Origin of the sequence: Mesorhizobium sanjuanii, from assembly GCF_002529485.1 — a bacterium.
GTDB classification, from domain to species: domain Bacteria; phylum Pseudomonadota; class Alphaproteobacteria; order Rhizobiales; family Rhizobiaceae; genus Mesorhizobium; species Mesorhizobium sanjuanii.
This window is the reverse complement of the sequence record NZ_NWQG01000042.1, coordinates 45,423-57,642: the sequence shown is the minus strand read 5'-3', so window position 1 is coordinate 57,642 and position 12,220 is coordinate 45,423. Positions and strand designations below refer to the sequence as shown.

Below are 12,220 nucleotides of genomic sequence, written 5' to 3'. Positions count from 1 at the left end.
CAAATGTGGCCGGCATCGCGCCGTGCGCTGTTCCTGTTCGGAGACGAAAGGTGACGCTTCAAGACCATCAGCCCGCCCGCAGTTGGAGCTTCGGCCCGTTTCACATGTCCGCCGAAACTATGCAGCTGACGCGGGAGGGCCGTCCCGTGCCCCTCGGCAGCCGTGCGTTCTCGATCCTGCTCGCCTTGGTCGAACGTCAGGGCGAGGTGGTCACCATCGACGAGCTGCTGACGGAGGTCTGGCCCAATGTCTTCGTCGAGCCGGTCACCATACGCGGCCATCTGCATGCGCTGCGCAAGGCACTGGACGACGGCAGCGTCAAGGCGCGCTATATCATCAACGAGATGGGGCGCGGATACCGGTTCGTTGTCCCCGTGGCCGCCGCGCCGGCGACCGCGCCGCTTGCCCCAGCGGCAAGGCCCATGGCCGGGATCATCGGACGCGAGACCGAGATCGAGGCGCTCTGTGCCGATCTGCTGCGGCAGCGTCTGGTCAGCATCGTCGGCCCCGGCGGCGTCGGCAAGACGACGGTGGCCCTGGCCGTCGCCGCGCGTTTCCGCGACAGCGGCCGCAGCGATGTACGCTTCATCGATCTCAGTTCCCTGACCGATGCGGCCTTCGTCGCCAGCGCGATCGCCAGCCCTCTCGGGCTGTCGCTGCTGGCGGAGGATTGCAGCGAGGCGCTCGCGCGCGCGCTGCCGTCGCGCCGCCTGCTGCTGATCCTCGACAATTGCGAACATCTCGTCCGCGCGGTCACCGAGGTGGCCGAGGCGATCCGGCGCCGGGCGCCGGGCGTGACCGTGCTCTGTACCAGCAGAGAGCCATTGCGCGCCCAGGGCGAATGGGTCTTCCGTCTGGAGGGGCTGCCATTGCCGGCGGAGGGCGAGATCAGCGCCGAGGAGGCGCTGCACCATGGGGGCATTCAGCTGTTCAGCGAACGGCTCGGCACGTCGCGGCAGAGTTTTGAACTGACGGCGGAAAACCTGCTGACCGTCTGCCGGATCTGCCACCGCCTGGACGGATTGCCGCTTGCGCTCGAACTTGCCGCCGCAAGTCTGCATGGCTTCTCGCTCACCGAGTATCTCGAGCAGCTCGATGACAATCTGGCGCTGCTTGCCAAAGGGCGCCGCACCGCGCCGCCGCGGCAGCAGACGATGAGGGCGACACTCGACTGGAGCCATGCGCTGCTCTCGGAGCCGGAACGCACGCTGCTCCGGCGCCTGTCGCTGTTCCGCTCGGTCTTCGGTTTGAACGCTGTCGCCTGTGCCTGTGCCTGCCCGCAGCTCACCCGGGCCGAAGTGGTGGAATGCCTCGGCGGTCTGGTCGCCAAATCCCTGGTTCAGGCCGACGTGTCGGGCGAGCGGACGGTGTTCCGCCTGCTCGACACCACAAAGGCCTATGCGCGCGAGAAGCTGTTCCTGGCGGGCGAAGCGGCGCAGTTTCGCCGCCGCCATGCCGAGGCGATGCAGGCCATGCTGGAAGAGGCCGCGACGGACTGGCGCCTGCTTCCGATAGAGGCCTGGCGTGCCCGCTACCTGCCGCTGATCGACGATATTCGCGCCGCTCTCGACTGGGCCTTCGGACCCGAGGGGGACGCCGATCTGGGCATCGCGTTGACTTCCCGGACCGGCACGCTCGCCTTCCTCGGCTCGCTCCTTGCCGAGTTCCGGGCGCGGCACGAGAAGGCGCTGGCGGTCCTGGAGCAACGCGCAGCGGATACGGTGATCGAATTGCGGCTCAGGGCGCAGCTCTGCCGGCTGACCGCGTTCAGCGGCGGCCCGAACGAGCGCGCGCGGCTCCTGGTCGATGGCGCGGCCGAGATCGCCGGCCGGACCGGCTCCGACGCGCGCATGGCCGAAGCGATGGGCGCGCTCTGGGGGCTCGGCTTTGCCACCGCCGATGTCGAGGCGATGCATCGGGCCTGCGAAACGACGTGCCTGATCGCCGCGCGGAGCGGCGACGAGACGGCCGGACGGTTCGCCGACCGCCTGGGCGCGATCACGCATACGTTCACCGGCGATCTGCGGAAGGCGAGGGCGCTTTTCGAATATGGCCGCGACATTCCCGACGGCCGCATCGTCCTGCCGAGCTATCATGTTCCGCTGTTTCTGGACCGGGAGCTCACCAGTGCCATCGTCCAGGCGCGGCTGCTTTTTCTCCAGGGTGAAATCGGTCGCGGCATGGCGCTTGCGGAGGAGTGGGTCGAGACCACCGGACGGCTCGACCACCAGATGCCGTTCCTGGTGATGCTGGGGCTGGTCGCGATCCCGATGCAGTTCTGGATCGGTGATGTCGACCGCGCCGCCGTGTTGCTCCAGCGGCTGACCCAGCATATCGAGCGGCATTCGGCGGCCTATTACCGGCATCAGTGGGTGCGCGGATATGAACATGCGCTGCGCCTCCACCGGGGCGCGGACGCTTCCATGAGCGCGGCGGACGGCCTGGACAAGCAGATCCATGATCATCTCTGCACCGTGCATCCAGCCTTTGTTACACCGGCCGCCCTGGCGCGCGTGCAAACCGGAACGGCCGGCTGGGCCACGGCGGAAATCATGCGGATCGATGCGCTGTACCGGCTTCGGGCCGGCGAGGTCGAGGCCGGCATGGCGACCCTCATCGCCGCGCGCATGCTTGCGCGCCGTCAGGGGGCGTGGTTCTGGGAGCTGCGCGCCACCCTCGACCTTGCGACGCATCTCGCCGGCACGGGCCGGCGGGCCGAAGGGAAGGCGCTGCTGGCGCCGCTCCTCGACGGACACGACGCGGAGCCCGCGACGCGCGACCTCGACGACGCGCGGGCGTTTCTCGACGGTCAGTAGCTGGGGTGGTCGTCCCGAAGCTTGCCGCGAAACACCCAATAGACGACGACTGTGTAGAGCAACGTCAGCGGCAGCACCACGATGCCGGCAAACCAGAAGAGAAAGGAGAGGCTGGAGGGCGGCGCCGCAGCCTGCCAGATCGTCAAGCTAAACGGAACGATATAGGGCAGAAACGATACGGCAAGTGTGCCAAAGGCTGCGATGAAGATCAGGGCGGCGCCGCGAAACGGCACTGCATCGCGCCGCTTGATAAGGCCGTAAAGCACGGTGATGCCGCCCGCTAGCCCGAGTAGGGGGAACATCCCAAGGACAGGCCGTTCTAGCCAACGTGTCATTACCGGCAGATCGAGCAACAGCGACGCAACAAACGCCACGGCGAGAAACAGCAACACGCCGCGCAGGAGCCAAGCGGTCTGCCGGTACGCACGCTCGCGCATCGCGCCGCTGGTCTTGGCGATCAGCCAAGTGGAACCGATCATCGCATAGCCGAGGCAGAGACCGAGTCCGCAGAGCAAGGGGAAAGGACGCGCCCAAAAGAAAGCCCCACCGGTGAACTGGCCGGCATGGTTTGGTAGCCCCTCGACCAGTGCGCCCACCGCACAGCCTTGGACAAAAGACGCTAACAGAGATCCGAGCCCGAAACCCGCATCCCAGACCGCGCGGGAGCCGGTCGACTTCTCGCGGAACTCGAAGGCGACCCCGCGCAGGATCAGGCCGCAAAGCATCAGGATGAGCGGGAGGTAGAAGGCACTGAGAAGCAGCGCGTAGACGGAGGGGAAAGCGCCGAACAACACCGTACCGGAAATCACGAGCCAGGTTTCGTTACCATCCCAGACAGGCGCGATCGCATGAAGCATCTCGCGCTTCTCGTCCTCGGTCCGAGCGAAGCCAAAGAGGATGCCGACCCCGAGATCGAAGCCGTCGAGCAGGACATAGAGAAATACGGCAAGCGCGAGCGCCGCAGTCCAGAAAACGATCATGAGCGCAACTCCATGCTCGGACGTTCGGCTCCGGGACTATAACCGGGCACGGAGAGAGGGCGCTTGGGGTTGGTCTCGGGGCCGGCGGGCCCCTCGCCGGGAACCGGCCCGGCGCGCAACATACGATAAATGTAGAGAGTTCCGGCGGCGAAAATCAGCAGATAGATGACCGCGAAGAGCGCGAGACTGATTGTGACGAGGCCCGGGGAAAGCGTCGGCGTCACCGCCTCGGCCGTACGCAACTGACCATAGACGACCCAAGGTTGCCGACCGACCTCGGCGGTAAACCAGCCCATCAGCGTCGCAATAAATCCCAGCGGGAAGGAGCAGGCTATGGGCCATAGCAGCCATCGCCGCCCGAACAGCCGGCCCGTTGCGGCATGCAGGCCACCATACCAGGCCAGAACCAGCATCAGAAGGCCACAGCCGACCATCAGACGGAAGGCGAAAAAGGGGATCAGCACAGGAGGGCGCTGATCCTGCGGGAAGTCGCTCAGCCCGACTTCCTTTGAGTTGAGGGTCATCGTCGCGATCAGGCTGCCGAGATACGGCACGCTGAGCGCGAAATGGTCTGTCTGATGTTTGGCGTCAGGGATCGCAAACAGTATTTCGGAGGCGGGCTGCTCATCGTGCCAGCGACCTTCGATCGCCGCAAATTTTGCCGGCTGACGGTCGTGAACGAAATCGCCTGTCAGATGACCGAAGAGCATTTGTGCCGGGACCAAAACGGCCGCAAGACCAAGCCCCATGCGAAGCATGACGCGCGCCTCGGCTGCGTAGCGACCCTGGAGCATATACCATGCCCCGGTGGCCGCGACGCAGAAGGCGCCCGTGACGTAAGAGGCAAGCAGCATGTGGGGGAAGCGCACCAGCACCGCGGGGCTGAAAACGATTGCCGCCCAGTCCGTTGGCACGAACAGCCCCTGCGCATCGATGCGGAAGCCGGTCGGCCACTGCATCCAACTGTTGTTCACCATGATCCAGAAGGCCGAGAGGCTGGTGCCGAGACAAACCATGACGCAGGACAGAAAGTAGAGCCATGGCGGCACCCGGTCCCGCCCGAAGATCAGAAGCCCGAAGAAGCTCGCCTCAAGCGCAAAGGCGGTGAAGCTCTCGTAGCCAAGCAGCGGACCTTGGATCGGCCCGGTGCGAGCCGCGAGTACGCTCCAATTCGTGCCGAACTCGAAGGACATGACAATGCCGGAGACGACGCCGAGCCCAAAGGAAATCGCGAAGATTTTTAGCCAGAAGTCGAACAGAACCCGGTAGAGCGGCCGGCCTGTGGCGAGCCTCAGGCCTTCCAAAACCGCCAACCAGGCCGCGAGGCCCACGGTGAGAGCGGGAAAGATGATGTGGAACGAGACGGTGAAGGCGAACTGAAGGCGGGAGAGGAGCAGCGCTGTCATCGTCTCGCTCCGGTCAGTGCCAGAGGTTGGTTTTGGCCAGATCGACGATTTCGTCCGCCCTGCCGTTCATGATCGCGCGGAGCATGTAGAGGGAGAAGCCCTTGGCCATCTCGACCGTGATCGCCGGCGGCATCGCGAGTTCGGTCCGCGTCACGACGGCATCGACGACCGCCGGACCGTCATGGTCGAGCGCCGCGCGGATGCCGGCCTCGATCTCCGACGCATGTTCGATCCGGATGCCGCGGATACCGACGGCCTCCGCCAGGGCCGCGAAATTCGGGTTGGTCAGATCGGTGCCGAATGGCACGAAGCCGGCCGATTGCTGCTCGACCTCGACGAAGCCGAGGGCGCCGTTGTTGAAGACGACGATCTTGGCCGGAAGCTTGTGCTGCACCAGGGTTAGCAGATCGCCCATCAGCATGGTGAAGCCGCCGTCGCCCGACATCGAGATCACCTGACGTTTTGGGAAGGCAGCTTGCGCCCCGATCGCCTGCACCATGCCATTGGCCATCGAGCCATGGTTGAACGAGCCGATCAGGCGGCGTTTGCCGTTCATCTTCAGGTAGCGGGCGGCCCAGACCGTGGGGGTGCCGACATCGCAGGTGAAGACCGCGTCTTCCGAGGCAAGCTCGCTGATCGCGCGGGCGATTTGCTGGGGATGGATCTGTTGGCCGCGCCGGTCTGGCGCGCCGAGGGCGTCAAGCCCCGCGCGGGCGCTTTGGTAGTGCCGCACCGCCTGATCGAGATGGCTGCGCCCCTCGCGCGCCACAAGCTGCGGCAGAAGGGCGGTCACCGTCGCCTTGACGTCACCGACGAGCGCGCGGTCGACCGAGGTGCGCCGCCCGAGTCGCCCCGGCGCGATATCGACCTGCACGGTCACCACGCCTGGGCCCTTGGGGAAGAACTGCCGATAGGGGAAGTCGGCGCCAAGCACGAGCAACACGTCGCAGTCGAGCATGGCGTAATAGCCCGAGGAGAAGCCGATCAGCCCGGTCATGCCGACATCGAACGCATTGTCGTATTCGACATGTTCCTTGCCGCGCATTGTGTGCACGATGGGCGCCTTGAGCCGGCTGGCAAGCGCCACGACCTCGTCATGCGCACCGGCACATCCGGCGCCGCAGAAGATGGTCACGCGGCCCTCCTGATTGAGCAGCTCGGCCAGCGCCTCGACCTCTTCGGTGGGGGGCACCACGACCGGGGCCTTCGGCAGCAGCCCGGAGGATTTCGATTTGGCCTCTGTTGCGGCGGGCTTCAGCGCCACGTCGCCGGGGATCACCAGCACCGAGACGCCGCGCTGGCCGACGGCGGTGCGGATCGCGGTTTCGAGGCTGCGCAGCATCTGCGCCGGGTCGGAGACCAGTTCGCAGAAATGGCTGCATTCGCGAAACAGCTCCTGCGGATGGGTTTCCTGGAAATAGCCCGAGCCGATCTCGGCGGAAGGAATATGGGCGGCGATCGCCAGCACCGGGACATGCGAGCGGTGGCAGTCGAAAAGCCCGTTGATCAGGTGCAGGTTGCCCGGCCCGCAGCTGCCCGCACAGACCACGAGATCGCCGGTCAGATGGGCCTCGGCGCCAGCAGCGAAGGCGCCGGCTTCTTCGTTGCGGACATGGATCCACTCGATCTGGGTCTGTTTGCGGATCGCATCGGTGATGCCGTTCAGGCTGTCGCCGACGACGCCATAGATGCGTCTGATGCCGGCGGCCTGAAGCGTTTCGACAAGTTGCTGGGCTACGGTAAGGGCCATGGTCTGCTCCTGCATTGGCGTGGAGCGGGGCCGCGCGCGGGCGGCCCCGCCGGCTTCACGCGAGGTAGTTCCTGAGGACGCGAAGATCGGAGACGGAATAGGCGAAGCTGAAGCGATAGCCGCGGCCGACGCGCAGCGGGGCGATGCGGTGGATTTCTTCGCCCTCGACCTCGGGAATGCGCAGCTCGGCCGAGCCTGCCCACATGCCGACCATGGCCGGATCGTCGACCAGCGACAGGGTCAGTTCATCGACCGCAGGTGTGCCTTGCAGACCCGCGACGAGGTTGGGGAAATACCGCCGGATGGTGGTTGGCCGATTGAAGACGGTGGTCGGATCGTCGACCTTTTCCTCAAGCTGGATGCGTGCGGTGGCGATCCGTTCGCCATGCGCCGAGACGCTGGCGCCGAAGCGGCTGCCGGGGGCCAGCGGTGCGGCGGCAAGGCTGGGCACCGGGAAGCTGCGGGTCTGGAACACGCTGCCGATCTTCTTCGGGAAGCCTTGCGTCCAGCCGCGTGCGAGAGCGGCGTCATTGTCGACGAAGATATAGGGGCAATAGGTGACCGGCATGCCTTCGAACACCGCGTCGAGCAGGATGAACGCCTCGCGGTACTGATAGCGCGCGGGATCGGTCAGTTCGTCCTGTTCGCCGGTGAATTGCCAGTCGAGAAACCAGCAGAACGCGCGGCCTGCGCTGCCGTCGTCCAGCGTCATGCCGGGCGGAAGCAGGGCCGCGACCGCGGCGGGATCGGCCCAGTATTCGACCGCGATGCAATCGCTGGCGTAATGCCAGGGCGGCGTCGGGTTGAGCGAGGACTTGCCCTCGGGCGAAAGTGGCACGCAATAGCCGCGCGGTGGGGTTTGGTCCGGCATGTGTCGTTTCTCCTGTTCCGGGCGCGGCAAGGGGCCGCGCCTACTTCCAGTTGGCCAGCTTGGAGGTATGGCCGACCCCGGGGTTGAAGGAATTGGTGGGGTCGAGGCTGTGGTAATGGTCCACCAGTGCGGGCTTTGCGATGTAGAGGTGGCCGACATTGTGCTCTGCCGGGTATTCCGCCCCGCGCGCGTCGAGCAGCTTCCACATCGCATGTTCGATGTCGTCGGGCTTGAAGCCTTTTTCACCACGTAATCCTGATGGAAGACGTGGCAGAAGAAATGCCCGTAGTAGAGCTTGTGGAGGATGCCCTTCGTGATGGCTTCAGGCAGGGTTTCCATCCAGTTCAGCTCGTTGCGCGGCAGGGCAAGGTCGAGGGCGACGATATCCTCGACCTCGCGATGATGGATCGCGCGGTACCGGGTCGCCGCACCTGTGGCGGCGAAGCGGTGCAGGAACGCCTTTTCGCCTTCCTTCTTCGTGCAGGTGAAATAAGCACCCGTCGCGCTTGGAAGAATGCTGGTCAGATAGGCCTCGGCCTCGGCGATCCCGTCATCGGCCATGCGCAGGATCAAGTGGTGTTCGTAGCGCTTGCGGTAGTCATACATGCGTTTGGGCAGATGGCGCGGGAAGAGCGTACTGCCGAACTGCATTATCCGGTCGGATAGGTCCGCGGGCAGGCCGATCTGCGCGCAGAGGGAGTCGAGCCGGCCCTTGAGTGCGAACATCAGCGGGAGGCGGTCTGTGCCAAGGATCTCGATCGCGAGAAAAGCGTCCTTGCCGTATTTCTCGGCGATATCGAAGGCGTCGCGGTGGATGTATTCGCCCTCGGTCGGCAGGTTTTTGAAGTTGGCAACGATATGCCGCCGGATCTCTGTCAGTTCGGCAGGATCGTTGGTGCCGATGTAGAATTCTTGTGTCCGTTTCTCTTTCGGGAAGGTGTCGAGGCGCACTGCCGAGATCATCACCTTGCCCGCGCTCCCGGCGCTTTCGAACAGCCGTTTCGGATCGGCATTGAACCGCGCCGGGGTCGGCGAGGCAATGTCACGAACATGGTCCTGATAGCCGTAATCGGAGCAGAAGCGGTGCGGGTCGTCCTCGATATCGGCGAGGGCAAAGTCCCCCTTTTCAACTCGGGTCAGGATCGCTTCGGGATCGCCGCCGATTCGGATGCCGACATGGTTGATCAGCTCGACCTGGCCGCTGGCTGTGACCTGCGCATACAGCGTCATCTGGGTGAAAGCGGGGCCGCGATGGATCAGCGCGCCGCCCGACTTGTTGCAGACACCGCCGAAGACCGATGAGCCGATGCAGGACGAGCCGATCACCGAATGCGGGTTGCGGCCAAGCGGCGCGAGCGTCGTTTCCAGTTTGAAAAGCGTCGCGCCCGGCATACAAACAACCTGCGCGCCACCTTTGATGACATCAATACGGTCGATCCGCAGCGTGCTGATAATGACGATCTCGCGGTCATAGGTGTCGCCGTCGGGTGTCGAGCCGCCGGTGATCCCGGTGTTGGCCGCCTGCATCAGTACGATCTTTCCAGCAGCGACGCAGGCATTCAGCACATGCCACTGCTCGATCAGGTTGCCCGGCCGCACGACGGCAAGCGCCGGTCCCTCGCGGAAGCGGAAGCCTTTGCGAAACCGCCGGGTGCTTGAGGGGTTGGTCAGCACATGGGATGCGCCAACGATCCGCTTCAGGTCGGCAATCAGCTCGAAATTTGTGGCGGCAGCCGCAGGCTGCGAGGCGGTGACGATCGGGCGTGAAAGGGGCATCGGAGTCTCCGTCGAAGCCGAGATCAGTGCGCGACCCGGCCCGGCGGCTTGGTTCAAACGGCCCGATCGGGATGGTGCAGCTGCTATATCCACCCAAGCGCACGGCAGCGCATGTTGGCTGTTGTTGGACTTTGTTGGGTACCTAGAGTGCCGCTGGATCGGATCGCGGTTTCAGGCAATCTCACGCGCGTCGCAGCCGAGGAGCGCCGCATGGACATCGTCACCAACTCCCTCGTCCTTTTGGCTGCGGTGGTGCTGAGCGCCGGGCTCGGCCGGGCCCTCGGGCTGGCGGTGCCGCGACCGCTGCTGCAGATCGCGCTCGGCGCCGCGATCGCCGCGGTGGCGCCTCTCGGTTTCACGCTCAGTCCTGACGTCTTCTTTCTGCTCTTCCTGCCCCCGCTACTTTTCCTCGATGGCTGGCGCATCCCGAAAGGCGGGCTGCGGCGTGATCGCGGAACCATCGTCGCTTTGGCTTTCGGCCTGGTCTTCTTCACGGTGCTCGGGCTCGGCGTCTTCGTCCATGCGACCCTCCCCGCAGTGCCGCTTTCTGTTGCCTTCGCGCTCGCCGCCGCGGTCTCGCCGACCGATCCGGTGGCGGTTACCGCGATCGCGCAGCACGTGCCGGTGCCGCCGCGCCTGCTTGCCATCTTGGAGGGGGAGGCGCTGCTGAACGATGCCTCCGGTCTGGTCGCGATGCGCTTCGCCGTTGCCGCGGCAATGACCGATCCGGTCTCGCTATCGCAGGCCGGCCTAACGTTTCTCTGGCTGGTGGCCGGGGGCCTTGGCATCGGGTTTTGGCTGACCTGGGCAGTGGTCGAGTTGAAGAACCAAGTTGCCCTCCGGCTTGGTGAGGAGGCCGATGCCCAGATTCTGATCAGCCTGCTCCTGCCGTTCGGGGCTTATCTGATCGCGGACCGGATCGGTGCCTCGGCCATCCTCGCCGCAGTCGGTGCCGGCCTCGCGATGAGCCGCGCAGAGCAATCGGGCGCGGCACTGCCGCTGACCCGGATCCGGCGTGCGGCCGTCTGGACGACGATCGGCTTTGCTGCCAACGGGGTGATGTTTGTCCTGCTTGGCGAGCAGCTTCCGAAGCTTGTCGCGAATGCCAGCGCGACCATACGAAGCCTCAACCACATGTCTCCAATCTGGCTGCTTGTCGATGTGATCGTGATCGGCCTTGTCCTCACTGCGCTACGGTTTCTTTGGGTTTGGGCCTCCCTCCGGTTCGTACTTTTCCGCACCCGCAACGGTCGGGGTGCCGCTCAGGTCCCGGGGCTGCGGCTGGTTGCGGCGACTGCGCTTGCAGGTGTGCGCGGAGCGGTGACGCTGGCCGGCATCCTCACACTCCCCTTGCGCGACGCCACCGGCGCGCCTTTTCCGGGCCGCGACCTTGTGGTGCTGATCGCCGCAGGCCTCATTCTGATGTCGCTGATCGCGGCGAGCATCGGGTTGCCGCTGCTGCTCCGCGGGCTAGCGCTGCCGGCTGCCACCGCCGATGAGGGCGAAACGGAGGCGCGTCTCGCGGCGGCGCGTGATGCGATCGCGGCCGTCATTCGAACCCGGGACGGCCCTGCCATCGGGGAAGGCGGTCCAGATGTCCGCGCGGCGGCAGCGGAGCCGGTCCTGAGCTTTTACGAGCGCCGTATCGCGGGCCTGACGGCAGGCATGCCGAGCGCAAGCGATCAAGTGACCAGATCCGAACATGCGTTCTGGCTCGCAGCGATCCGGGCCGAGCGGCGCACGCTCTACCAATGCGCCCGTGCCGGCAGCTTGTCGGATAGCCTTGCCCGGCAGATGGTACGGGAGCTTGATCTGGTCGAGTTGCGCCTTGCGGGCAGTGACGGTTCTTTTGCAAACCCCGCTTCGTAACGGTTCTGTCACAGACTTTTGGCTGGTCTTAGGACGTCCAAGTTCGGGACATGACTATGCCGCGAGCTCTGCGAAGGTCTGGAAAGCGGCGGCGCCGTCCCTATACGCGCGAGCTGCTCGCCGCGACCCCGGCAAGGGGCATGCGCCTGCGGGGACCGACGCGTTCATTGAGTAAGAGGGCATTGCCGACTTGTCCGACCATGGGTGACTGCGACCTACCGGGCGCTGTTCAGCCGGTCATTTCGAGCATCAAGGCTGAACGAGGGCGCTGACGGTTGTAAAGGGCATCCATTTCCGGATGGCCGCCTTTGTCTCGGAGCCGGTCTCCAAGGCGTAGACCACTCGTATTTCCGGGTCCGCCACAGTCTCGATGAAGATGTTGCCGAGGATCGGAAACGAGGAAACGAGCCCAGACCGCGGCAATACGACCCATCGTCTTGCGTAAGATTAGATGCAGCGCTGCAGCTCACAGGACTAAAAACCTCCCGCTTGGAAGTTGCGACACCCGCGCCGGCGCGCTCAGACACCGTCGATCAGGATGTCCAGAGCGCGCTTCAGGGCGTCGCGATGACCTGCCAGAGTGCCGATCGGGACGCGCAACTCCGCCCCCGGTCCCGCGGCGATTTCCTGCACACGGACGATCCATGTCACTCACTCGGCCTCAGCCATCGGCGTAAGCCCGGGAAACGCCGTGTAGCGTCCGGCCCCGCGAAGGGGCACCACGATGCGCGAAGCCTCGATTCCGATCAGAT

The 12,220-nt window shown here is 65.2% G+C and carries 7 protein-coding genes; 2 read left to right on the top strand and 5 right to left on the bottom strand.

Features of this window, described 5'->3' with window-relative positions:
• Positions 1-50: 50 nt before the first annotated feature.
• Positions 51-2,816, top strand: coding sequence for an ATP-binding protein (locus tag CN311_RS07750; RefSeq protein WP_165779625.1), 2,766 nt, complete (start codon positions 51-53; stop codon positions 2,814-2,816).
• On the opposite strand, the gene cydB is transcribed toward CN311_RS07750, so the two are convergent.
• Genes cydB through dld form a run of 4 tightly spaced genes read right to left on the bottom strand, consistent with a single transcriptional unit; the run spans position 2,810 to position 9,599 of the window.
• Positions 2,810-3,796 carry a cytochrome d ubiquinol oxidase subunit II gene (gene cydB / locus CN311_RS07745; protein WP_097572735.1) on the bottom strand — a complete coding sequence of 329 codons (987 nt, stop codon included), beginning with the start codon at positions 3,794-3,796 and terminating at the stop codon, positions 2,810-2,812. The genes CN311_RS07750 and cydB overlap by 7 nt on opposite strands.
• Positions 3,793-5,202 (bottom strand): cytochrome ubiquinol oxidase subunit I, encoded by a 1,410-nt coding sequence (locus CN311_RS07740; protein WP_097572734.1) that lies wholly within the window; start codon positions 5,200-5,202, stop codon positions 3,793-3,795. Before CN311_RS07740 ends, cydB begins: the two co-directional genes overlap by 4 nt.
• A 13-nt stretch (positions 5,203-5,215) precedes the next feature.
• Positions 5,216-6,952: a ubiquinone-dependent pyruvate dehydrogenase gene (gene poxB, locus CN311_RS07735; protein ID WP_097572733.1), complete on the bottom strand. Its 1,737-nt coding sequence runs from the start codon at positions 6,950-6,952 to the stop codon at positions 5,216-5,218.
• A 55-nt stretch (positions 6,953-7,007) separates the two neighbouring features.
• Positions 7,008-9,599: a D-lactate dehydrogenase gene (gene dld / locus CN311_RS33355; RefSeq protein WP_425351058.1), complete on the bottom strand. Its 2,592-nt coding sequence runs from the start codon at positions 9,597-9,599 to the stop codon at positions 7,008-7,010.
• Between the two features lie 210 nt (positions 9,600-9,809).
• On the opposite strand from dld, the gene CN311_RS07720 reads away from it, so the two are divergent.
• Positions 9,810-11,468, top strand: coding sequence for a Na+/H+ antiporter (locus tag CN311_RS07720; protein ID WP_097572759.1), 1,659 nt, complete (start codon positions 9,810-9,812; stop codon positions 11,466-11,468).
• Between the two features lie 519 nt (positions 11,469-11,987).
• Here the strand turns inward: CN311_RS07720 and CN311_RS33350 are convergent.
• Positions 11,988-12,119 (bottom strand): CcdB family protein, encoded by a 132-nt coding sequence (locus tag CN311_RS33350; RefSeq protein WP_245440778.1) that lies wholly within the window; start codon positions 12,117-12,119, stop codon positions 11,988-11,990.
• Positions 12,120-12,220: the final 101 nt, after the last annotated feature.